The 22414-nt window shown below is 58.3% G+C and carries 16 protein-coding genes and 3 tRNA genes; 9 read left to right on the top strand and 10 right to left on the bottom strand.

The features are described 5' to 3' along the window. Positions 1-66: 66 nt before the first annotated feature. The 3 genes from SDENCHOL_RS13395 to SDENCHOL_RS13385 all read right to left on the bottom strand — a co-directional run bounded on the left by SDENCHOL_RS13395 (position 67) and on the right by SDENCHOL_RS13385 (position 2810). Positions 67-1491, bottom strand: a complete 1425-nt coding sequence (locus SDENCHOL_RS13395) for a nucleotidyl transferase AbiEii/AbiGii toxin family protein (RefSeq protein WP_154717268.1) — start codon at positions 1489-1491, stop codon at positions 67-69. Continuing rightward, positions 1488-2309 carry a type IV toxin-antitoxin system AbiEi family antitoxin domain-containing protein gene (locus SDENCHOL_RS13390; protein ID WP_154717267.1) on the bottom strand — a complete coding sequence of 274 codons (822 nt, stop codon included), beginning with the start codon at positions 2307-2309 and terminating at the stop codon, positions 1488-1490. Before SDENCHOL_RS13390 ends, SDENCHOL_RS13395 begins: the two co-directional genes overlap by 4 nt. 425 nt (positions 2310-2734) lie before the next feature. Next, a tRNA-Phe gene (locus tag SDENCHOL_RS13385) sits at positions 2735-2810 on the bottom strand. Positions 2811-2988: 178 nt separating this feature from the next. On the opposite strand from SDENCHOL_RS13385, the gene SDENCHOL_RS13380 reads away from it, so the two are divergent. Both SDENCHOL_RS13380 and SDENCHOL_RS13375 read left to right on the top strand, forming a co-directional pair. After that, positions 2989-3918, top strand: coding sequence for a polyprenyl synthetase family protein (locus tag SDENCHOL_RS13380; RefSeq protein ID WP_154717450.1), 930 nt, complete (start codon positions 2989-2991; stop codon positions 3916-3918). 87 nt (positions 3919-4005) lie between these two features. Then, positions 4006-4082: transfer RNA gene (locus SDENCHOL_RS13375), tRNA-Pro, on the top strand. Between the two features lie 153 nt (positions 4083-4235). Here SDENCHOL_RS13375 and SDENCHOL_RS13370 read toward each other — a convergent pair. Both SDENCHOL_RS13370 and SDENCHOL_RS13365 read right to left on the bottom strand, forming a co-directional pair. Next, complete coding sequence (locus SDENCHOL_RS13370; protein WP_172955083.1) at positions 4236-5018, bottom strand: SDR family NAD(P)-dependent oxidoreductase; 783 nt, start codon at positions 5016-5018, stop codon at positions 4236-4238. Positions 5019-5148: 130 nt separating this feature from the next. Continuing rightward, positions 5149-6288 (bottom strand): phosphotransferase family protein, encoded by a 1140-nt coding sequence (locus SDENCHOL_RS13365; RefSeq protein ID WP_154717265.1) that lies wholly within the window; start codon positions 6286-6288, stop codon positions 5149-5151. Between the two features lie 570 nt (positions 6289-6858). Between SDENCHOL_RS13365 and SDENCHOL_RS13360 the strand changes: the two genes are divergently transcribed. From SDENCHOL_RS13360 to SDENCHOL_RS13345, 4 genes are all read left to right on the top strand, one after another. After that, complete coding sequence (locus SDENCHOL_RS13360) at positions 6859-8832, top strand: DUF1302 domain-containing protein (protein ID WP_154717264.1); 1974 nt, start codon at positions 6859-6861, stop codon at positions 8830-8832. Positions 8833-9099: 267 nt separating this feature from the next. Beyond that, a complete protein-coding gene (locus SDENCHOL_RS13355; RefSeq protein ID WP_154717263.1) occupies positions 9100-10068 on the top strand; it encodes a WD40/YVTN/BNR-like repeat-containing protein in 969 nt (322 codons plus the stop codon). Beyond that, a complete protein-coding gene (locus SDENCHOL_RS13350; protein ID WP_154717262.1) occupies positions 10065-12479 on the top strand; it encodes an efflux RND transporter permease subunit in 2415 nt (804 codons plus the stop codon). Before SDENCHOL_RS13355 ends, SDENCHOL_RS13350 begins: the two co-directional genes overlap by 4 nt. Before the next feature lie 131 nt (positions 12480-12610). Beyond that, positions 12611-12686 (top strand) — tRNA-Ala (locus tag SDENCHOL_RS13345). A 282-nt stretch (positions 12687-12968) separates the two neighbouring features. On the opposite strand, the gene SDENCHOL_RS13340 is transcribed toward SDENCHOL_RS13345, so the two are convergent. Next, entirely contained in the window at positions 12969-15041 is a 2073-nt protein-coding gene (locus SDENCHOL_RS13340; RefSeq protein WP_067170606.1) for a TonB-dependent receptor family protein, read from the bottom strand. Positions 15042-16075: 1034 nt separating this feature from the next. After that, positions 16076-16444 (bottom strand): winged helix-turn-helix transcriptional regulator, encoded by a 369-nt coding sequence (locus SDENCHOL_RS13335; RefSeq protein ID WP_067170604.1) that lies wholly within the window; start codon positions 16442-16444, stop codon positions 16076-16078. A 91-nt stretch (positions 16445-16535) separates the two neighbouring features. Between SDENCHOL_RS13335 and SDENCHOL_RS13330 the strand changes: the two genes are divergently transcribed. Genes SDENCHOL_RS13330 through SDENCHOL_RS13320 form a run of 3 tightly spaced genes read left to right on the top strand, consistent with a single transcriptional unit; the run spans position 16536 to position 18550 of the window. After that, positions 16536-16862 carry a nuclear transport factor 2 family protein gene (locus SDENCHOL_RS13330; RefSeq protein ID WP_067170602.1) on the top strand — a complete coding sequence of 109 codons (327 nt, stop codon included), beginning with the start codon at positions 16536-16538 and terminating at the stop codon, positions 16860-16862. Next, a complete protein-coding gene (locus tag SDENCHOL_RS13325; RefSeq protein ID WP_067170599.1) occupies positions 16862-17641 on the top strand; it encodes an SDR family oxidoreductase in 780 nt (259 codons plus the stop codon). The genes SDENCHOL_RS13330 and SDENCHOL_RS13325 overlap by 1 nt, the downstream gene beginning before the upstream one ends. Before the next feature lie 12 nt (positions 17642-17653). After that, positions 17654-18550 carry a LysR family transcriptional regulator gene (locus SDENCHOL_RS13320; RefSeq protein WP_067170597.1) on the top strand — a complete coding sequence of 299 codons (897 nt, stop codon included), beginning with the start codon at positions 17654-17656 and terminating at the stop codon, positions 18548-18550. Between the two features lie 776 nt (positions 18551-19326). Here SDENCHOL_RS13320 and SDENCHOL_RS13310 read toward each other — a convergent pair. The 3 genes from SDENCHOL_RS13310 to SDENCHOL_RS13300 are packed head-to-tail and all read right to left on the bottom strand — an operon-like array spanning position 19327 to position 22401. Next, on the bottom strand, positions 19327-20808 hold the full coding sequence (locus SDENCHOL_RS13310) for a DNA cytosine methyltransferase (protein ID WP_197706921.1): 1482 nt from the start codon (positions 20806-20808) through the stop codon (positions 19327-19329). After that, positions 20795-21238 carry a very short patch repair endonuclease gene (locus tag SDENCHOL_RS13305; protein WP_067170806.1) on the bottom strand — a complete coding sequence of 148 codons (444 nt, stop codon included), beginning with the start codon at positions 21236-21238 and terminating at the stop codon, positions 20795-20797. The genes SDENCHOL_RS13310 and SDENCHOL_RS13305 overlap by 14 nt, the downstream gene beginning before the upstream one ends. Before the next feature lie 11 nt (positions 21239-21249). After that, a complete protein-coding gene (locus SDENCHOL_RS13300) occupies positions 21250-22401 on the bottom strand; it encodes a hypothetical protein (protein ID WP_197706919.1) in 1152 nt (383 codons plus the stop codon). Positions 22402-22414 lie beyond the last annotated feature (13 nt).

Genomic DNA, 22414 nt, shown 5'->3' with positions numbered 1-22414 from the left:
AGAAGGGGCTTCAGAGGAGAGCGGCCGGGCTTCTACCACGCCCGCCCACGTACCTGATGCCGATTTTCAATATTCCGTTTTCACCAACGAACCGAAGCCCCCGAAGCACTGGAAGCCATTTTTGTTCTTGTGGGATGACAATGTTGCGTCATAGGTTTTTCGGCGGAATTGCTTCCCGCAACTCGGACACTTGAACACATAGGTGGGCCCAGTCTGCCCGGTCAACGTTCTTGTGGGGCTGCCCGAGACCCTTGGTCTCGAGTTGATTGATTGTCTTGGTGCGGCAAGGCGTTGAACGGGCAGTGCCGCCAATGGCCCGGTCGGGGTCAGCTCAATCTGGTACCGGGGGGTGAATGGCGTTCTGCTGACCTCGACACCTTGAATCCGATCCACCCGGTAAGTTCTGGATTCCCCGGTTTCATGCTTGACGGCACAAAGCAGCAGGTTTCCGTCCATGCTGCGGCGTAGCGAGTACGGCTCGATCAGTCGCCAAGAGTCCTGATAACGCAAATTGACGCACAGGCGGTTGGCGGCAGCGAATCTCACGGACTCCAGCGGGACTGCTGTGCGCCATGCATAGACCATTGCGGGCGGTTGCCACGCATTGTCCAACGACCCAACGATTGGCGCCGATGCCAGTGAGGGCTTTTCGACATCGCCATGAAGCCAGCGAAAAACATTCGGGATCTCATTCCAGAACTGCTCGAGGTCCGGCAAGACGGGTAACTGATGGGCAAGCATGTCCTCCCATTCGGCGGCCAACTTGATCTTGGCATCCTCGCGCTGCAGGCTCCCAATGGTCGGGACGGGGATACCCTTGAACGCGCATTTTTCCTGCAGTGTTTTGAGTACCACACCCCGATCGGGCTGAATCTCATCATGCCGGTATAGATGCACGACGTCGTACAGATCGCGCGGACGCTCCCGTTCTGCCAAGGCCCTAATCTTCTCGGCAAACACTTCCTCGAAACAGTAGCTCAAGACATGGATACCATCATCCGGGCAGTCGCTGTACGGATGATGGACAGCTCTTTTCTGTGGCGGTAGTACGAGCTTCTCCTTGCTGGTCAGATCGAACTTGATCCGAGCCAGATTGCGCTTCTGCATGAGAGGGCCGACGTAATAGACGCGCCCCTCCGCGTACCGACCGCCGTCGAGCACTGACAACTTGAACCGAATCTGTTCTCCAGGAATCTCGATGCCGCTCTGCTCATAGACCCATTCCGCCATTTGACGGAATGCCTGCAGCAGGTAGTCCTCGTCGAGCTGGGCTTCCTCGGTCACCGTGAAATCCAGATCCTCGGAAAACCGGTACGTCTCAAAGTAGCATTTCTTCAAGCATGTTCCACCCTTGAAAACCCAGTTTTCCGAGAGCTCGGGGTTCGCGGCAATGCCGGCGAGCAGCCAGCCGAGGACGTAATCCTTTTCGACGACGTGCAAATCCAGCGAAAGCTCGCGCGCCAATTCCGAGATTTCCTGCTTTTCGATCACTTCACCCCCGTCTTCCAGTCGTGAGGCACCCAGAGTCGCCACCGCACCACCAATGCCTCGGCAGGCATTTTCGGATCGATGCGCGCGTTGCCCATCGTCAGATGGCGCTGGCATCGTTCGATTGCCTCGGCCTCCTGCGGAGCGTTTGTTTCCAACAGAAACCCTAGGCGTTTGAATACCGCGCCGTTGCCCAGACGCTCGGCATACTCCATCAACTGGCCGAGGTTCTTGGCATCGGAACCGAGGTAGTTTCTGAACATGTCCTGGACGGACCGAATGCCACCGCCAAGCTGGGGATCGGACAACATGTCCAGCATGGTTCTGCTGGGGTCGGAAACGGAGACTTTTACCGATCCACGCCAAACCGTCTTCAGGCCGAACATTTTTTCCGGAGCAATGGTGGAGAGCCAAAATGCCGCCCCTTTGAGCGTGGGCTTTCTATTCCGTGGACGCGTCGTGGTCATCACCACCGTCGTCCGAAAAATCTGTTCGGTCAGATCCCAATGCTCAGCCGCACTCCAGCCGCCGATGTAGCACGGCGAGTAGAGACTGACGGCGACCAGCCAGGAATCTTCGAGTGGCAAATCAGACCGCTCGGCCTCCAACGGCACAGGCACGTAAAGCCCTCGAGCTACCCGCGACAACCAGCCCTTCTTGCACCACCGTGCCAGCAGCTTCGATGCGTCAGCCTGGTCAAGCCCCATGACCCTAGCGGCTTGCTCGTTGGTGATCGTTCCCTTTGTGCCGCGCATGACGGCGGACAAGCGCTCGCGGTCAAGCTTGCCTAGACCAGACAGGTGATGGCTTACGTTTCCCATGGCGCATTTAATCTCATATTTTGCGAATTATGGCGCTCACAATGTACTTGGTCAATTTGTAGAAGCGTCATTGTTCGTCTAATATACAAATATCTACGCTTTTAATATACTTCTACAGCTCGACTCTCATTGTTAACAGCACCAGCGCCCCGAGTCCGGCAAACGCCCACGGGGGCCAAAGGTTGAAGAGAAAATGATGCCGCAGAAGGATCTGGCTGCTCGCTGGCAAGCTATCCTCCTGCTCAGAGGGCGTTTCCATACAGTCTTTTTCATGGAGACTCGTATGGAGAAAACCTGCAATGCCTGTGCCCATCCCTTCACCCCTCGGCCCCAGAACCCGAACCAAAGTTACTGCACCCCGCGTGTCGTGTGTGTGGGAGGTAGAAATGAAAACGCCCAACCGCAAACGGTTGGGCGCTGAATAGTGGTGGCCAGTCGCGGAATCGAACCACGGACACGCGGATTTTCAATCCGCTGCTCTACCAACTGAGCTAACTGGCCATGCTGAAGCATTGAGAGCGCGGATTATAGCGGGCTTGATGTTTCGAGTAAACCGCTTGGCCTGCAAAATGGCTTGACGCGTCGGCGGGTGCCGCCTAACATCGCGGTTTTCCGAGAATTGCCGCTAGTGTCCTCCGCTTCTTCCTTGACCTCCGTCAGCGCATTGATCGAATCCGACATGCGCGAGGTCGATCGGGTCATCCGCGCCCGATTGCATTCCGATGTCCTCCTGATTCGCCAGGTTGCCGAGTACATCATTGCCGGCGGCGGCAAGCGGCTGCGTCCGGCGCTGGTGCTGCTTACGGCGGGTGCGCTCGAGTATCGAGGCAGCCATCGGCATGAACTCGCCGCCGTGGTCGAGTTCATCCATACCGCCACCCTGCTGCACGACGATGTCGTCGATGAGTCGGAACTCAGGCGCGGGCAGGAAACCGCGAATGCCTTGTTCGGCAATGCGGCCAGCGTGCTGGTGGGTGATTTTTTGTATTCCCGCGCCTTTCAGATGATGCTGGTGGCGGACGACATGCGCGTCATGCAGGTACTTGCCGACGCCACCAACGTGATTGCCGAAGGCGAAGTGCTGCAGTTGATGAATTGCCGCAATGTCGATATCGAAATCGAAGCCTATCTGCAGGTGATCCGCTACAAGACGGCCAAGCTGTTTGAAGCGGCCGCCCGTCTCGGGGCGTTGCTGGGCGGCGCCGATGCCGACATGGAAGAGCGGCTGGCGCGTTACGGCATGCATTTGGGGACGGCCTTTCAGTTGATCGACGATGTGCTCGATTATTCCGGCGAGGAAGCCGATACCGGCAAGCACCTGGGGGACGACCTGGCCGAAGGCAAGCCGACCCTGCCGCTGATTCACGTCATGCAGCATGGCAACGCGGCGCAGGCCGAGTGTGTGCGCAATGCGCTGCTTTCCGGCGGGCGCGAACAGTTCAGCCAGGTTCTGGCCGCGATTCAGAGTACCGACGCACTGACCGTGACTCGCAAGCAGGCCGAGTACGAAGTTGAGCAAGCCATTTTGGCGCTCGACACATTAAAAGCTTCAAATTACAAAAAAGCCCTGCTAGAATTAGCGGCCTTTGCGATAGCGCGGAATCACTAGCTTCATTCGCGCAACCTGGTGAACGGCCGGTACGGCGGTTTTCCCCCTTTCCCGGAGGGTCGCGCAAGGATCATGGTGTCATCGGTTCGGGGTGTAGCTCAGCCCGGTAGAGTACTGCGTTCGGGACGCAGGAGTCGGAGGTTCGAATCCTCTCACCCCGACCAAACAAATCAAAAATCAGTGCATTGAAAATAGCCGGCTGGATGCAGCTGGCTATTTTTATGTCCAATTTCGGCTGCCGGGGCGCGGCGGACAAAAGAAAACGGCACGCCGCAAAATGCGGGGTGCCGTTTTGGACAATGAGCCGCGAGGCGGGGCTACTTGACCTTGTTGGCTTTCTCCATCACCCACCATAGCGAACCTGGAAACAGGCGGCGCCAGAGCATCATGAAGCCGGCGGGCTTGGGCCGCACGACCCAGTCGCCGCGTTCCAGTGCGGCTTCGACGGCATCGATGATTTCCTGCGGCTGGGCCATGTTCTTGCCCGTTTTGGCGGAGTCCTTGAGGCTTTCCGGGCCATGCTCCGTTGCTTGGTTGACCAGCGGCGTATTGACCATCGGCGGGCAGACCAGAAGGAAACGGATCGGGCTGTCCAGGTTTTCGCGCACCAGTGTTTCCGCCCAGGCATTGATCGCCGCCTTGGTTGCGCTGTAGGCGCCCAGATTGTGGGTGAGCACGGAGCCGGCCATCGAACCATACAGGATGATGTCGCCGCCGCCACGCGCTTCCATCAGCGGCATCACCGTCTTGGTGAGGTTTACCGTGCCGAAGTAGTTGATTGCCATCACCTTGTTGTGGAGCTCGGCGGGCATGTCCTTGATCGACTGTCCCGGCATGATGGCGGCGCAATGCACCAGGCGGTCGATGGGGCCGACTTCCTTCTCGATCTGCCCGACCACGGCACGCACTTCTTCCAGATTGCTGACGTCGCAGCGATAAGGTTTGATGTTCGGCGATTGCGCGGCCGTTTCCTGCAGGCCCTTGTCGTTGAGATCCATGATCGCAACCTGGGCGCCTGCGCGTGCCAGACGCAGGGCGTCGAGTTGCCCCATGCCGCTGGCGCCGCCGGTGACCAAGGCCACTTTTCCTTTGAATGCCATCTCCGTTCCCTTTGAATTATTCCGCTGCGGCAAGCGATGCAGGCGCTGCTGCCGCTGCGGGAGGTTTGTCGTGATTTCTGATTTGCAGTTTGTACTTGGTTGATCCTGGTTGTTTCTGTCGGACAGTCGTTCAGAAATCCCAGGGATCTTCGCCACGCAGGATCTTGCGGATGATCTCGCGGGTGAACAGGTAGTTGTTGTGATCCTCTTCCGGCTGACGCTCGCCGAAGCGCAGTTGGCGCTGGCTGATGCGCACATCGAACATCGCCATGCGCAGCACGCAGAAGCCGAGGAACCAGTCCATGTTCTGCAGCTTGACGCCGCTCAGGCGTTCATATTCGGCGATGATGTCGGCGCGTTTCATGTAGCCGGCCATCGGCGCTTCGGGGAAGCCCAGGGTCATGGCGATGTACTGGAAATACTTGTGGAAGAAAATCAGCCAGGCGACATCCATCTCGCGCGGACCGAAGGTGGCCATTTCCCAGTCGAGCACGGCTGTCGGCTCGAAGTTTTCCCAGAGGATGTTGCCCGGGCGGGCATCGCCCCAGCAGATCACGCCTTCATTGCCGCCATCGTTCGCCGGCCAATGCGCTTCCAGCCAGGCGGCCATTTCGTTGACCAGCGGCACGTCCAGCCCTTCGCGCGCCCACTCGTAGTAATCCTTCCAGTCATCGACGATGCGCCGCATCAGCGAGCCGTCCTGGCGCTTGGGCTGGAGAAAGGCGACTTCCCCGGCGCTGGCCTTGACGCCATGGATGCCGGCAATCATCGCCACCGAGCTGTTCTGCAGGCGCTGCTGCTCTTCCGGCGTGGCCTCGGCCAGCCAGCCGCCGTAGGGGTAGGGCGGCAGATCCGGCAGCGGTTCGCCGCTGGCGCGTGCCATGATGAAGAAAGGCATGCCCAGCGCCTCCGAGCCCGGCTCATCCCAGAGCACCTTGGGCACCGGCACCTGGCTGCGCTGCTCGACCAGGCGCATGACGCCGACCTGCAGCGGGAAATCGTATTTGGGAAATATCGGGAAAGCATCCTCCGCCGGCGGCAGGCGGCCGACGAAAGAACCCGTTTTTTGCACGCCGTTTTCCTTCCAGCTCATCTCGAACAGCAAGGTTTCGCTCGACATGCCGGCGCTGCCGGGATTGCGCACGTCCGATAGCCGGGGTTCGGAGCCCGGCCCCAGGGTTTTGGCCATCCAGGCCGTGAGCCGCTCCTGGATGACGGCCAGATCGCGGGTGGAGGTCTTGACCTGGGTCAGATCCGGTGTATCAGACATTTCGCTACTCTCCTGTTGATGTCGTTTGTTGTTTTGATGATGAACCTTGCTTCGGCCATGGGGCCGAGAAAGGTCATGTGAAAGCAGGGGGCGCCGATAGCGCCGGGCAATCGATGCAGCACGGCGGCAGCGCCAGATTATCGAGCCGGTGAGATGAAATTTGCAGTTCCGTTCGGGCCGGGGCTGTGTCGAGGCCAGGCCCTTTGGCAGCCCGGCCTGAACACATCGAAGGGCTCAGGGCCAACGGAGTCGACGCATCACCGTGCCGGATCAATAGTCGCCGGATACTACCGGGAATTATCTTGCCGCGCAATGAAACGGGTACATGAAACGAGTGCAGATGCAGGAGGCCGGCTGCTGCTGGAGTCATGGCCACGCAGGCAGCCGCCGATCGAAAAGCGGGTTTTGCATAATTCCGGATTGCATCGTAGAATCCGCCGATCCGGATTGATGTACCATCGGCGGATGCAGCATGCTTGACAATTGATAAGGCGGGTTCAGTGTTTCAGCCTCCGGATCCGCAAGAAGTTTTGGCTTGTCATAAATAAAAGAGCTGACAGGGGGGAGTGCATGAATCGCAAATCAACCGGCTTGGTTACAAAAGTGTTGCCTGCATTACTGGCGATGTATGGTGGTTCGGCGCTCGCTTTCGAGCCGATCAAGCTTGACGATGGCACGGTCATCGATGTGTCGCTGCAGGTCAGCTATCAGAACCTGAAGCGCCTGGCCGAACCTCTGCGCATGGAAAACTACAAAACGGAGTATTCCAGATCGCCGGGGGTGGTGAAAAAGACCTGGCCGCTGACAGGCAGCATGTGGGGCCCGGCGGTCGATGTGTTCACCCAGATGGAAAGCAAGAACAACACTGACGATGGCCAGTTGGTCGCCAACAAACACGGTACGATCAGCAACCGTGTCAGCGCCCTGATGGATGTGAATGTGACGAAGGACAACTACCGTGCCTTTGCCCGGGTGAACGCCTTCCGCGATGCCAAGCTGTTCCAGACCAACGACCACAATGCACCGGGTACATTCAACGGTACCGGACCACACAACGAATACTCCGAAGAAGCGCGGCGTCTGATCGGCCAGCGCACGCGTCTGCTCGATGCCTATGTTCAGGGGCGTTGGAAACTGGGGGATGACGGGAGTTACCCGCTGTTCGTCAAGGTCGGTCGTCAGGTGGTCAACTGGGGTGAGGGCCTGTTCTTCCAGGGGATCGGTTCTTCGATGAACCCGATGGATCAGGTCAAGGGCATGACGCCGGGGGTGCCGGCACAGGAAGCCTTTTTGCCGACGGAGCAGATTTACGGCACCCTGGGCATCAGTGAAAAGTTGACGGTGATGGCCTACAAGAAGTGGCGCTTCCGTGAAACCGAGCTGGCGCCGGTCGGAACCTACTTCAGTGCCAGCGACTTCCTTGGGCCGGGTGCGAGCTTCCAGTCGGCGTTTCCCTGGGAGGGCCTGGCCGGGTTCAATGGCAGCAATCTGGCAGCCCAACTGCAACTCCTGCCGAATACTTCCCCCATTACCATTCCTCTAGGCTGGCTGCAGTTGGGGGGCTTGAATGGCTGGGGTAACTACGGCGCCTGGCGGGCGGAGGATATCGGGCGCACCTCGAAAGGTCAGTGGGGTCTGGCGGCCAAGTATCAGTTGACCGACATGACCGATGTCGGGCTGTATTACCTGAACTACACGGAAACCGTCGGCTTCCCTGAGTTTGGTTTTGGTACGCCGTATGCGAAGAAAGGTGGCGGTCTCGCTTATTTCGATGGGCCGAATCCAAATCCCAACGCGCAAATACTGGAGTATCTGATCAACGCGCTGACGCCGTTCAACTCGAACTTTGCCGTCCGTTACATGAACGACGTCAAGCTGCTGGGTGGCAGCTTCTCGACCCTGTTCGGTGACTGGCAGGTGGCAGGCGAGCTGTCCTATCGCCGTGGCGCGCCGATGATGATCAACAATCTGCACTACAACCTGGCGCGAGCCAATATCACCAGCGGCAACGTGTCCTTCCTGCGCGCCTGGTCGGGCGGCAACTTCCTTTGGGGAGCGACCAGGGCGGATAACGTGATTCTCGGTGGCGAGCTGGCGTTGCAGCACCTCAACAGCTTCGAAAAGCCGGGTTATTCGGTCAATCCCTGGATACTCAACCAGGTCAAGACCAATCCGAAGTTCGCGGGCATGTCGGTTGAAGACGTCATCGGCCCAGCCGAGCCGCGTTTCGACAAGAATGCGGCGGCCTATGTCGTGCGCGCGCAGTTCGACTACACTCCCTGGCCGGAATGGGATCTGTCGATTCCGGTCTTCTACTGGCGCCAACTGGTGGGGAATGGTGCCGTGCAGGGCGGCTGGAACAGCGGTCTGATGGGCAAGGGCAGCGCGCGGACCAGTATCGATGCCAATTTCACCTATCGCCAGAACCTGACGCTGGGTGTGTCGGCAACGTGGTGGCTGGGCGATTACGATCTGCGTTCGCATACGATGAACAGCTATTCGGATCGTGATCTCGTCGCCTTCAACGCGACCTATCACTTCTAAGTGTCAAGCGTCCGTCGCTGTCCGTATTGCCGAATGTCATCAGAAAAGAGGGGGAGCGTATTCGGCTCCCCTTTTTTTCAGCGGAGACCGATGAACTGAGGAGCAAGGCTGATGCCGGCACAATCCATACGCCGGGTCTTACTCTGTATGGACGATGCCGGGTGGCAGCGGGCATCTTAGATTCCAAAAAATTTATTATTAAAAGCAGGAGGGGAAGACAGTGCGGATAGTGCGAACACGTCTGGTTTACCAGCCAAGGAGGGGAGCATGCGGCTACTGATTGGTTTGGGCATGTCATTGATCGTGGCAATCGGTGCCTATGTTTCCTTTGCCTCGCGTCCGCCACCGGTGTTTGCCGAGACGCGCATCACGGCAGAGCACTTTGCGGTAACTGGCATGACGATGGCCGGCGAGCGTCTGGTTGCCGTTGGCGAATTGGGCCACATACTTCTCAGTGACGATCAGGGCAAGACCTGGGGCGAAGCGCAGGTCAAGGATAGCCGTGGTTCCGCATTGACGCAGGTGGTTTTCTTCAACGACAAGGAAGGCGTTGCAGTTGGTCACGACGCCTGGGCGCTGTTCACCGAAGATGGCGGCTTGAACTGGCGCGAAACGCTGTTCGACAAGGATTTCTCCGAGCCGCTGCTGGGCGTCTGGGGGTTGGCGGAAGGCCCGGTATTTGCCTATGGCAGCTTTGGCCGCTTCTTCGTTTCCAACGACCATGGCCGTACCTGGGAGAAACGCGAGCCAGGCATCGGCGATGCCCACATCTATGCGATGAATGGCGCTGCCGATGGCCACCTGATGATGGTGGGCGAGCATGGCCTGGCATTCAAGTCCACGGACTTCGGCCAGACCTGGCAGGCGATTCCCGAGTTCTATCGCGGCACCATGTTCGGGTTGATTCGCCTGAGCGCCGAGGAATGGATCGCCTATGGCCTGCGCGGCAACATCTTCCGGACGACGGATTTTGGCGCGACCTGGACGCAGATTCCGACTCATCTGTCGATTGGCCTGTTCGGCCATGCCGTGTTGCCGGATGGCCGCATCATGATCGTCGGCCAGGGCGGCGTCATGCTCGAGTCGCGTGACAACGGCGCCAATTTCAACGTGATCCAGGAAAACAAGGGCAACAACCTGACTGCCATCGTCGCCCTGCCGGATGGCCGTCTGCTGACGGCGGGTCTCGGTGGCATACACAACTTCGATGGCGGCCAGCAGGGGGAGCAGAAATGACGACAGTAGACCGCCGCGCGACGCCTTCGTATTTCCGTCGCTTTGTAGATCTGTGTGCTGATTTCCTGATCAATCATCGCAAGTCGCTGTTTGTCGTCTTCGTTGCGATGACGCTGGGGTTTGGCTGGTCGATGACCCGGATCCAGCTCGATCCGGGCTTCCTCAAGATGATCCCGATGACCCATCCCTACATGCAGACGTTCGAGAAATACATGACCGTCTTCCCGGGGGCCAACCAGGTGCTGGTCAATGTCCGCTGGAAGGGCGAGGGCGACATCTACAACAAGGAGTTTCTCGATACCCTGCAGAAGGTGACCGAAGCCGTCTTCTTCACCGAAGGCGTGCAGCGCAGCAAGCTGCAGTCGCTATTCACGCCGAACGTGAAATATGTCGAGGTGACCGAAGAGGGTTTTCGTGGCGACGTGGTCGTGCCGGCGCAGTTTTCTTCCGACAATCCGGAAGACCTCGAACAGGTGCGCGTCAATGTCACCCGCTCGGGTGAAGTTGGACGACTGGTTGCTTCCGATCTGCGTTCGGCCATGGTCTCTGCCGAATTGCAGGAAACCGATCCGAACAATCCGGGACAGCGCCTGAACCTCTACGAAGTTTCCAAGAAGATGGAGGAAATCCGGCAGAAGTACGAGACGCCGAACATCGACATCGGCATCATGGGTTTCACCATGCTGGTGGGTGAAGTGGTTGCCGGCCTGCTTGGCGTATTCACCTTCTTCGGCATCGCCTTCGTCATCACCGCGCTGTTGCTGTATTTCTACTGCCGCTCGCTCAAGCTGACCGTGGTGGCCCTGATCGTTGCGCTGCTCCCGGTGGTCTGGCTGCTGGGCTTGCTGCCCGTCATCAATATGGGGATCGATCCGATTTCCATGCTCGTACCTTTCCTGATCTTCTCCATCGGCGTCTCCCATGCCGTGCAGATGACCAATGCCTGGAAGCTGGAAATGCTGAAAGGCGCGACCTCGGTGGAGGCTGCGCACAGCGCCATCCGCAAGCTGTTCATTCCGGGCACCGTGGCGCTGGTGACGAATGCCCTGGGCTTCATGGTGATCATGAACATCGAGATTCCCATCGTCCATGAGCTGGGTATCACCGCCTGTCTGGGCGTGCTCCTGATGATCGTCACCAACAAGATGATGCTGCCGATCATCCTCTCGCATCTGAGTCTGGAGCAGCGCGCCATGAAGCCGACCACCATGGACGGCCTGGGCAAGCATCCGCTGTGGTGGCGCCTGTCGGTATTCACCTTGCCGAAGCCGGCGCTGGTGATCTTCGCCATTGCCGGCGCGCTGCTGGTCGTCGGCGTGCTCGAATCGCGCAAGCTGCAGGTCGGCGATATCGGTATCGGTTTCCCCGAGCTGCGCCAATCCTCGCGCCTCAATCAGGACACCAAGGATATCGCCGAGAGCTATCAGATCGGTACGGACGTACTGACCGTGATCGCCGAGGCGCAGGGACTGGAAGAGGGTTGTCTCGACTATCCGCTGATGAACAGCCTTGAACGTCTCGAACTGTTCATGCGCGGAGTGGATGGCGTGCAGTCCGTCATCAGCGCGCCGACCATCGGCAAGATCGTGGTTGCTGCGCAGAACGAGGGTAGTCCGCGCTGGGGCGCGATCGGCCGGACGTACGATGCCCTGCGCCAGGGCGGACGTGCCTACGATCCCGAATACGGCATCAATACCGAAGCCTGCCAGACGATACAGGTCATGATCTTCCTCAAGGATCACAAGGGGGCCACCCTGGCTCACGTCGTCAAGGAGGCCAAGCGCTTTATCGCCAACGAGAAGAACGATCACGTTCTGCTGCGTCTGGCAGGCGGCAACGCGGGGGTCATGGCGGCGACCAACGAAGCGGTGGAGGCCGCCGAAATCACCATGCTGCTGGCGATCTTCGGCGCCATCACCCTGCTCTGTCTGATCACCTTCCGCTCCTGGCGCGCGGCGGTGTGCATCATCGTCCCGCTGACGCTGGTGTCCATCCTCTGCAACGCCCTGATGCCGGCACTGGGCATCGGTCTCAAGGTGGCAACGCTGCCGGTGATTGCGCTGGGCGTCGGTGTCGGTGTCGACTACGGCATCTATCTGTTCGAACGTATCCAGCATCAGATGGAGCACCTCGGTAACGATCTGCGCACGGCCTTCTACGAGGCGATGTGCCAGCGCGGCACGGCGGCGGTATTTACCGCCATCACCATGTCGATCGGTGTGGGCACCTGGGCGTTTTCCTCGCTCAAGTTCCAGGCCGACATGGGCCTGCTGCTGGCCTTCATGTTCCTCGTCAATATGCTCGGCGCTATCTTCTTCCTGCCGGCTCTGGCTGCCTGGCTCAACATGCCGAGCGGCAAGACCGATGCGACCGATCTGGATTCACCGCCGATCGAAGCGCTCGGCGATTGATCATGAAGCCGCGGTCAGGGCAAGTTTGCCTGGGCTCCTTGTCTTGACCGCAGTTGCAACGCTTTATAGAATTTCCGCCTGCATCCGGGTCGTATGATCAATGTGCACGGATGCCGGCAGAATGCAGTAACGGGGGCATAGCTCAGTTGGGAGAGCGTCTGGTTCGCAATCAGAAGGTCGGCGGTTCGATCCCGCCTGTCTCCACCAAGAACACTTCTCACGCAGTCTCATGAAGGCCGGAACACCTGGATAAATCAAGGGTTCCGGCCTTTTTGTCGTCTATCTTTGTCTCACTGCGTCTATTTCAATCTGGCGGTAACTGACGGTGGATTTGGCGGCCATCATGATGATGGGAATGTCGTTGTTGCTGGCGCGCAGACGATAACAGACGGCCGCCTGCCGTCCCTATATGGCGCGCCGGTTGTGGCAGGAGCAGATGGAATGCGGCGAGCAGCATATGCCGCCGTATTGCCGCATGCCATCCGACGATCAAAAGACGTACTTGGCCCCGATTTCGAGCGAACGCTCGGCACCGGCGTAAATGCCTTGGCGCAATCCGGCGATGTAACGCTCGTCGGTGAGGTTCTTGATTGCCGCCGTGAGCTTCAACTGCTTGCTGAGCGCGTAAGTGCCGGTCAGGTCGAAGGTGTGATAGCTCGGGAGCTTGCCTTTCCAGATGTTGTTGCCGCTGCCGGTAATAGGATCGGTGTTGTCGCCGTGGCCGTATTGCTCATCGACATACCTTCCGGCAAGAGCGACCTGCATCGGCCCAGAGACATAGGCCAAGGTGACGTTCGCCAGCCACTCCGGCGAATAGGGCAAACGATTTCCCTTGTTTACGCCGCCGCCGCGATCCTCGCGGTAGTCTGCGGTGGGTATCCAGGTTAGGTTCGTATCCAGACTGAAGCCATTATCCCAACTGTATCCAAACGCGGTTTCCAGGCCGCGATGCAGGGTGCTGCCTGCATTGGCATTCGTCAGACCACCGGAAATGGCCGGGGTGATCTGATTGTCGAAGTCCATCTGGAAGACGGTCAGTTCATAGCGGAGTTTGCCTGACTGGCCACGTATTCCCGCTTCGATGTTGAGTGATTTTTCCGCATCCAGTTGCTGATCGAGGCCGGTCACGATCGACTGGCTGTTCAGCGGTGGGGAGAATGCTTTGTAAACGCTGCCGTAAAGCTGCGTACCCGGGCTCAGCCAGTACGTCGCGCCGATGCCCGGCAGGTACTCCGTGTTGGAGCTTTTTCCGTCGTTGGCGCTGTTTTGTCGATCATGCCTCTTCTGCTCGTAGTGCTCGATGCGCAGGCCCGGTGTAATCGAAAGCTTGTCCGTCACGTCGAAACGGTTTTCGCCGAACAGTGCATAGCCGGTGGCGGAATCCACGCGGTCTGTGCTGATCGTTCCCGAACGCGGATTGGCGCGGGTGGCGGTAACGCCCTGATCGACCATCTCCTCGTCCATGATGCGGACGCCGATCTCGGCCTTGTTATTGAAGCCAAAGCTCTTGTGGTTGATGGTGAGGCGCGAATCCAGGCCGACGCGCTCGAAGGCGCGGTTGTTGCCATTGACGGTGTTGGTATAAACCCAGCGTCCGGCGGCGGTCGAGGCGGCATTGTCGACCGCGAACCGCCAGTAGTCGCGGCTCATGTCGCTCCAGTATACGAGCGTATTGAGGGTCGTGTCCGGGTTGATTTCCCACTGATGATTGAGGTCGAGCGACTTGCGTTTGGTCAGAAACCAGTCGTCCGGAGCGGGATTGTACGAAGCGCCTGCCTTGTAGGCATCCAGAAACAGCCCACGATAGGAAATGTTGGCGTCGTTTTCATGGTGCGTGAACTTGAAACTGACCCATTGGTCGTTCCCCAGTGCCATGCCACCCTTGAGCATCAGGTCTTCCATATCGAAGCCCTTGCCCTGAAAGCCATCGCTCTTGGCGCGAGTGTAGAACAGGCCGGCCTTGGCCTCGCCCGAGGGCGACTTGCCGCCGGCTTCCAGCGTGGCTTCCCGATAGTTGTGTGAACCGATGCGTCCTGCAATCGACACGCCATCGATCGGTTCCTTGGTCTTGTAATTGATGACTCCGCCAATGGTGTTGGGGCCGTAGCGCAGTGCGGCGGCGCCTTTCAGCACTTCGATTTCTTCCATGCGCTGGATGCGTGGGTTGTAGTAGCGCTGGTTACCCACGAACAGGCCGGGGGCGACCGGCACGCCGTCCTCCAGGATCAGCGACTTGTAGTCCGCCGCACTCAGACCGCGCATGCCGATATTGGCGACAATGGCGGATTCCTCCTCCCCCTTGATGTGGATGCCCGGCACCGTGCGCAAGGCATCTTCCGTGGATAGCGGCTGGATGCGTTCGAGATCGGCGGGGCCGACGATGCTCACCGAGCCGGGCTGCTTGACGATGGCGTCTTCTCCACCAGCGACCACGTTGATGCGCGGCAACACGATTTCTGAGGATAAGGCGTGCGCCGGATAGCCCATGGCCAGCATGACGGCCATGGTGGTTTGGGCAGGAACGAAAACACGTCGTCGGAAGATCCTGGATTTTTGAGGCATGGATATGCTCCTTAGGTCAGTGGTTGAAAACTTGGGGTGGTTATATCGCGTATTCCCTTCTATGCCGGATTTCATGCCCAGCCATGTGTTCTAGAGGGCAAACAGGCCGTATTATAAATGAGAATGATTATCAAAAATTAGAAAGCTCTAATCAGAAAGCTCTTTGTGATGCGCCGATCAAGGCTTTCCTGGTGGCCAGGTGCAATTGGGAAGGCGCGGCTTTGAAGCGCTGCCTCCGTCTGGAGTCGATTTGATTTCCCACCGCGCTTGCGCCGGGGGTGTTCCATCTGCGTTTCGGCGACAAAGGCCGGCGGCGGGTGATGGCTGCGGCGCGATCTTGCCGACCGGGGTTGCCGCCGCGCACCGTACCTGCTGGGACGGTGGTTTTTTTACAGCACGGGGGCAATGATGTCCGTCGTTATTCAGGAAGCGGCAATGCGCCCAACTCATCTATTTGGTCGGGACATGCAGCAGGATCTGCACCAGGAATGAAAAATGTCCGCTGTCAAGTTTTTTGTGCGATCACGCGGCGGCGTGAAAGGCCTTGTGGGGCAAACGGTTAGGCCAGATTCCGACCATTGTTGGCCGCTACGACCTTTCGAACTAGGTGCAGCATAGGTGCTTCGCGGCGGTAAGCCTAGGGGCTTTGCAGCATGCGAGGTCACATCATCATAGCCTTGACCTTCATCTCACGCTGGCTCTACGCAACCATCCGTCGTTGGTGTCTTGCCTTGCCTGCGATCACCGTTGTACTACTCGCCAACTGACTGACCGTATACGTGCGGCAACGCTAGATAGACCACCGCTGCCCGGAGCGATAGCGAGGGGCGAAGGCGGAAGGCAAGATTGAAGGGTGCAGCATCAAGGTGTACGGCAAACCAGTCTGCACGTTGCAGGGCGCGCGGCACGGAAGATATCGCGGCAGTGTGCCGTGTAAATCGGGAATTTCCTGCCAGCATTGGTGTGTGGGCGTGCTTCCCTTGCCACTACCTGCGGGCGCTACGTGATACCTGACGGCATAGGCTTCGCAAAGCTCAAGAGGACTCTTGAGTCGCGTCTCCGTCGTGTGCTGACAACAACGATTCGCGCTTCTCCGCCCATTTCAGCATTGCATCCAAAGCGGGGCACAAGGCCTGCCCCCATTCTGTCAGTCGGTACTCAACCTTTGGGGGTACCTGCGGATAAAGCTTGCGTGAAACAATCCCGTCCGCTTCCAGCTGACGAAGTTGCTGGGCCAGCATCTTCTGAGAAATCCCGGGGATCAGCTTCTCAAAGTCGGAATAGCGTTGCACTTGCCCACCGAATAGATGGAAAAGAATGATCAGCTTCCATCGGCCTTCCAGTAGCCGAAGGACTTCTTCTACGCCAACTGCGGCAGTGGCGGGTGTGTATATCTTTCCCATGGCTCAGTAACTTACTTTTTAGTGCGTTCTTGATAGTTTGAAAGTATATGGCGAAAATTCTTGTACAGTAAATCACAGCGAGAACGCAACCATGCCCCTTTCACTACCGGATCCAGTCGCCGTTTACTTCGAGATCAGCAATGGCTCGGACATCTCTCAAATTTCCCATTGCTTCACATCGGATGCGATCGTTGTGGACGAAGGCAAGACGCATAGGGGGCATGTAGCCATCCAAGCATGGCAGCGTGAGGCACAGAAGGCATTCCAGTACACGGTTGAGCCCATCAGCCTCTCCCGAGAAGGAGATCGCTTGAAGGTCACAGCCAAAGTCGTCGGCAATTTCCCTGGCAGCCCGGCGCAACTCGATCACGTGTTCGGCCTGGATGGCGACAAGATCAAGTCACTGGAGATCGGCTGATGTCCATGAACCTGGAACTACAGGGCAGGCGCGTCTTGGTGACAGCGGGAACCAAGGGTGTCGGCAAAGCCGTCGTCGGTCTATTCCACGAACTCGGTGCAAAGGTGCTTACCACGGCGCGAGAGCAACCAGCCGATACGTTGGCAGACTTCTTCGTGACGGCTGACTTGATGACCATCGAAGGCTGCAACACTGTGACAAAGGCAGTGCTGACCAACTTTGGTGGAGTAGACATCATCGTCCATGTCGTGGGTGGTTCGATGGCACCAGGCGGTGGCTTTGCTGCCTTGGGGGAGGATGAGTGGCAGCACGAACTGAGCCTCAACCTCCTCCCCGCCGTCCGGCTAGATCGCGCGCTGTTGCCTGGCATGCTGGCGCAAGGCGCAGGCGTTGTCATTCACGTCACCTCGATCCAGCGCGAACTGCCTTTACCTGAATCGACTACCGCCTACGCGGCGGCGAAGGCGGCTCTCTCGACGTACAGCAAAAGTCTGTCGAAGGAGGTCGCGCCCAAGGGGATTCGTGTCGTACGAGTGGCTCCTGGATGGATTGAGACGGAAGCGTCCGCCGCCCTGGCACAAAGACTCGCCTTACAGGCTGGAACCGACTACGAGGGTGGTAAGCAGATCATCATGAAGTCGTTGGGGGGCATTCCGATTGGGCGACCATCGAAACCCATCGAAGTGGCAAACCTCATTGCATTTCTTGCTTCCCCTTGCGCTGCAACGATCACAGGGGCGGAGTATGTGATTGATGGCGGAACGATTCCGACCGCGTAGAAGTGGCTGCCAATGGAATTTCGACATTTACGCTGCTTTATTGCCGTAGCTGAAGAACTCCATTTCGCCCGCGCTGCTGAACGGTTGCACATCGAGCAATCGCCGCTGTCGCGCGCTATCAAGGAACTGGAGGAAGACCTTGGCACGCGCCTATTCATCCGCAACTCGCGTAGCACTCGCCTGTCCCGCGCTGGGCAGATGTTTCTGGAGCATGTCCCACGCATCTTCACCGCTTTGCAGCAGGCCCGCGAGAGCGTGAAGGCCGTCGCTGCTGGCTATGATGGCCAATTGCGTGTCGCGCTTTCAGACGGTATCACGCCGCCGCGCCTGAGCGCCTTCCTGATGCAGTGCCGCGAGGATGACCCCGAAGTCGATATCCATCTGGTCGAAGTGCCGCTATCGCAGCAGATCAAGGGGCTGCACGATGACCTGTACGACGTGGGTTTCGCCCAGTCCGACGAGGTGGGAGATGGCCTGCTAGCGGAACTGGCATGGAGCGATCCGCTGGTAGTGGCTGTTCCCGCGCGCCATCCCTTGCTGACCCACAAGCGCATCCCGTTGGAGGAAGTGCTGCGCTATCCGCTGGTGCTGTGCGACTCGCACATCTGCGAGGGCTACTGCCGCCAGATTGCGCGCGTCCTTCGTGCCGTTGACATCGAACCGTTGGTGGCCGAGGAGGTCGCCTCACTCGACCTGATGCTGACCCTGGTTTCGGCCGGCTACGCATTGGCGCTGGTCGGAGCTTTGCAAGTCGCTGCCTGCCGAACTGCCGATGTGACCAGTCGCCCACTGGCAGGGCCGTCTCCCCGGTTGAAGACCTACCTGCTGCGGCCCGACAAGGCCGCCTCCGGGCCGCTGGCTCGGTTCATCGCGCGCGCCGTTGCCGCGCCATCTACCCCTCGCTCCTGACGCCTATTTACGCCATTAGACGCTATGCAGCCCTGGCGTTGTGTGGCGTGCTGCCGCGTAGCTGGTACGCGACCAAGCCAGCATCCATGCGGCTTAACGCATTTCAAAGGCACGATGCCATCTACACGGGGTGCCGTGCTTCCTCCATGTGCAGACAGGCTTTCGACGTGGCCCGGTGCCGCGTCCTTTTGTCTTGCCTTCCGCCTTTTTCCCTCGCTGGCGCTCCGGGCATCGGCGGCCCGGCGGCGCTGCTGCGCGAGCAGGCAGAGCGCCGGCAAATGCCGTGACAGCCATAGGCCGAACGCGTTCGAGGTAAGACACCTGCACATGGGAAGGCAGCGTGAAGTGCGGCGCGGATGCGCTCGCACTGCACGCGCGATGACAGGCGGAAAACCACTGGGTCGGCACGCCCGATGGCACGAGAAGATGCATGGCAACGTGCAGCGAGTCGGCTGCCATCATGGGTGGGACTCCAGCCGCACCCGCCGTGCAACGCAGATCACGTGATGCGCTGGCCGGCCTGAAATACCGGCTGTCGAACGATGTCAGATTCATCACGCTCAACAGGAACAGTTTGCCCGTTTCTAGGTGGACAAAGCTGCAAGCCGGGCCGGAGGTGTCATGGGGCAAAGCCGAATGACCGCGATTCGGCATGAAGTGCTGGCGCAGCCCGCGAATCCGACGGCGGCACGCCGGGACGCAGTATTGGCAAGATGCGCTACTACAGCTGCATGCCTATGTTTCGCGATAGCTCTAGCGGCACAGTCAGAGCGAAATCATGCTACTCGACGGTTGGAGGAATCCCGTCCTGCAATCGCCTGCTCAATAGTCTCCATAAGTGCCTTGCTGACAGCGAGTGCAAGCATCGGAGGAACCGCATTGCCAATTTGACGGAAAGACGCATTCATGGCTCCAGCAAACTCGAATCCATCGGGAAACGACTGAAGTCGTGCTGCCTCGCGGACGGAGATCATGCGTTTCTGGCGTCCGTCATAGTGGATGTGCGAATACGTGTCCTTTCCAAGATGAGCTGTCAGGGTTCTAGAGGGAGCATCCGGATCAAGCTTCCACCACTTGTTGGGAAACTTGCTTGCGTCATAAGGAGGAATCGTTGCCTTCTCCAGAGCCCGGTAACGAATAGTCCCTAGCCGTGGCGGCAAATGTTCCTGCTGTAGCTTTTCTTCCAGAAGTTGCTGCGCAATGCGCAGTGCAACAGGATAGTCTGCTCCACGGGGCATGCGACCAAAGATCGGAAAGTCACGTGTGGTCAGGCGCACGACATTGCCGCTCACGTTATCGGAAGCAGAGAACCCGGGCCAATCGCGCATCAGGCGGGCGTACGCGGATGGTGTGCTGCCTTCACGATACGGCAACTTGTCTGCGACCTTCCGCTTTCTGATGATCGTCGTATCCCTCAGATGATCGGAAATGAAGGGAAGGTCAGCCAAGGCCAATTCGGTGCTTATCGAAGAAGGCAACTTGCTTGCAGGGGAAGGGATGGGGGAGAAGTGCGAACCCGCATCCTTGACGTGTTTAAGAGCTACAGCACGGCTGCTTTCATAGCCACGCGGCAATTCCATGAAGTGGGTCGGCGAAGGGAATTCCGGAATCACATCAAGGGTGACGTCAACAGCAATAAGAAAGAGCCTTTCCCTAAGCTGAGGAACGCCATAGAACGCCGCATTAAGCAGTGTATAACGAGTAACATAACCACGAACCCGGAGCCCTTCTGCGATCTCTTCAGGTACATTGTGACCGCCAAAATTCATGATGTCCGGAACATTCTCAACCAGAATGACCAGAGGTCGGGTTTCGTCCACAATTTCCAGAAAGCGGCGATAAAGGGATGCGCGGGGATCGTTCTTGAATGCATCCTCATCTCCCGTCACAGATCGAAGTTTGGATCTTCCGATACGGGCAAACGCCTGACATGGCAGTCCTGCCGCCAGGACATCGAAAGCTTCGCGTGGCCCTCCGGTCAATCCGAAATCTGTGATGAGATCACTCATTGATTGAGCCACCATGTCACGGGAGATAGCCCACTGCTTCGCCTGCGCAGGATTCTCCGGAGCGAAATTCAGTGCGTATGTGGCATTTGCCTCATCGTTGCTCTCTACATGAGCTGCAAGCTCGAAGCCTGCAGTCTTCAAGCCCAGCGACAGTCCACCGCAACCCGAACATAGTTCGAGTACTTTCGGGGCGGCCCCGGACGCCAGTCTTTCGAGCTTACGCTTTGCCAAGTGTTCATTGTTTTCCATGGCTACCCTCTTCCGATGCTTCATCTCCCCTCAAGAACTCGATCAACCGAGCACGCAAGGCTTCTGCGTCATGCGTCTCACACTCCCAGATCACCAGAACGCCCCATCCGAGAGATTCAAGCGTGCTGAGGGCCAGCCGATCTCTGGTGACGTTGGCGTCGAACTTCAACTGCCAGAACGCCATGTTCGATTTCGGTGTGTAGGCGTATTGGCAGCCCGGATGCCGATGCCAGTAACACCCATGAACAAAGATGACTTTGTGCCGAGATGGAAACACCAAGTCCGGACTCCCAGGTAGGTCGCGACGATGCAGCCGGAAGCGAAAACCGAGAGCATGCACTGCTCGTCGGACCAATAGTTCCGGCTTCGTATCCTTGCCTCTGATACGAGACATCAGCCTGGATCGTTGATCTGGCGAAAAAATGTCCATGGGCAGCGCTATCATTTGGACGGCAACTGTACGATCCCCGGCCGGGACGTATACCCATTGGAGTGCGAAAGAAGGAGCATCAGCAACTGTTCGCGGAGACGGTATCTGATCTTCCAAGCCTCGCAGGCACTTGCAGGGCGGCTCAAGGAAAATCGCACGTTCACATGCAAACGGAATGGAGATGGCGTTCCATCCAACACGAGAGCCGGAGACTTCCACTCTGCCGCAGGTGCTGAAGCACTACGCTTCAAGTCGGTGGGAATCTCAAGCCCCAGAAGATAAGTTAAAGGGCCTCGCCGCTTCTGAGCATAATCACAAGCGGCTCCGACCCTAACCAAATAAGGTCGACATTTGTCATGATCGGCAGCCTTGATCTTGAACTCCTCTTCAAGAAGTTCAATACGAGTACCATCGAACACTTGACGCAGTTGCTCGTCCGAATTCCAGATGTCTTCGCTCAACTCGACAACAGCACCCCAATCTGTCGCCAGAATGGTTTCCGAGCCAGGAACCGCCACATGCAGCATCCGATTGACACATCCGGCCTCCTGGTTTGATGCATCCTTGAGGGAATCGTCGTTGTGCCGCGTGACAGCCTTCTTCCAGAGTTCGGCGGTTTCTGGAGACACCTCCTGATTCAGCACTCGGTCGGCGAGAATGGGAGCCAACGCGGTCGTGATGGCAGTGCGGTGATTGACCTCGACATTGGGGCGGCCCACTGCCTCGCGCGCAAGACGACTGAGAATGGTGTCGAGCGCCCCGGGGAAGGAAGCACTAACCCGCTCCTGAGCAGGAACGAGCTTAAGCAATTCGGCGAGCGTATCTCCTGCAGCGAGCAACACATCCGCTTCCCATCCAAGTAATGCTGCAATCTGCGGATTCGCGACAACTGCGTCGTGGACTGCCTGTTTCAACTCTTCCGGATTGGCGATGTCTCCATCCCCGACATTGATGAACTTCTCCTTTGCGAGACTGAGAACGGCAAGTGGCCTCGCATAGGGTTTCTCGGCGTCTATGTTCTGATCGAGATAATCCCGAAGTTCTGCACTGAGGTGCTCATGTTCCGTCCATACAACGAATGAAAGGGACTTCCCCGTCCCGAGCCGGCCGTGCGGGAAATGCACGGGAACGGCAACGAAGTGCCAAGATGGGGTTTCTGACAACGCTCATCAACTC

This window comes from Sterolibacterium denitrificans (assembly GCF_900174485.1).
In the GTDB taxonomy this organism is placed as follows: domain Bacteria; phylum Pseudomonadota; class Gammaproteobacteria; order Burkholderiales; family Rhodocyclaceae; genus Sterolibacterium; species Sterolibacterium denitrificans.
This window is presented reverse-complemented; position numbering and strand designations above follow the sequence as displayed.

What these genes read in the sequence shown, in the direction of transcription:
- SDENCHOL_RS13390 (WP_154717267.1), bottom strand. Translation starts at nt 2,309, where the DNA reads ATGGGAAACGTAAGCCATCACCTGTCTGGTCTAGGCAAGCTTGACCGC.
- SDENCHOL_RS13380 (WP_154717450.1), top strand. Translation starts at nt 2,989, where the DNA reads ATGCGCGAGGTCGATCGGGTCATCCGCGCCCGATTGCATTCCGATGTC.
- SDENCHOL_RS13370 (WP_172955083.1), bottom strand. Translation starts at nt 5,018, where the DNA reads ATGGCATTCAAAGGAAAAGTGGCCTTGGTCACCGGCGGCGCCAGCGGC.
- SDENCHOL_RS13365 (WP_154717265.1), bottom strand. Translation starts at nt 6,288, where the DNA reads ATGTCTGATACACCGGATCTGACCCAGGTCAAGACCTCCACCCGCGAT.
- SDENCHOL_RS13360 (WP_154717264.1), top strand. Translation starts at nt 6,859, where the DNA reads ATGAATCGCAAATCAACCGGCTTGGTTACAAAAGTGTTGCCTGCATTA.
- SDENCHOL_RS13355 (WP_154717263.1), top strand. Translation starts at nt 9,100, where the DNA reads ATGCGGCTACTGATTGGTTTGGGCATGTCATTGATCGTGGCAATCGGT.
- SDENCHOL_RS13350 (WP_154717262.1), top strand. Translation starts at nt 10,065, where the DNA reads ATGACGACAGTAGACCGCCGCGCGACGCCTTCGTATTTCCGTCGCTTT.
- SDENCHOL_RS13340 (WP_067170606.1), bottom strand. Translation starts at nt 15,041, where the DNA reads ATGCCTCAAAAATCCAGGATCTTCCGACGACGTGTTTTCGTTCCTGCC.
- SDENCHOL_RS13335 (WP_067170604.1), bottom strand. Translation starts at nt 16,444, where the DNA reads ATGGGAAAGATATACACACCCGCCACTGCCGCAGTTGGCGTAGAAGAA.
- SDENCHOL_RS13330 (WP_067170602.1), top strand. Translation starts at nt 16,536, where the DNA reads ATGCCCCTTTCACTACCGGATCCAGTCGCCGTTTACTTCGAGATCAGC.
- SDENCHOL_RS13325 (WP_067170599.1), top strand. Translation starts at nt 16,862, where the DNA reads ATGTCCATGAACCTGGAACTACAGGGCAGGCGCGTCTTGGTGACAGCG.
- SDENCHOL_RS13320 (WP_067170597.1), top strand. Translation starts at nt 17,654, where the DNA reads ATGGAATTTCGACATTTACGCTGCTTTATTGCCGTAGCTGAAGAACTC.
- SDENCHOL_RS13310 (WP_197706921.1), bottom strand. Translation starts at nt 20,808, where the DNA reads ATGGAAAACAATGAACACTTGGCAAAGCGTAAGCTCGAAAGACTGGCG.
- SDENCHOL_RS13305 (WP_067170806.1), bottom strand. Translation starts at nt 21,238, where the DNA reads ATGGACATTTTTTCGCCAGATCAACGATCCAGGCTGATGTCTCGTATC.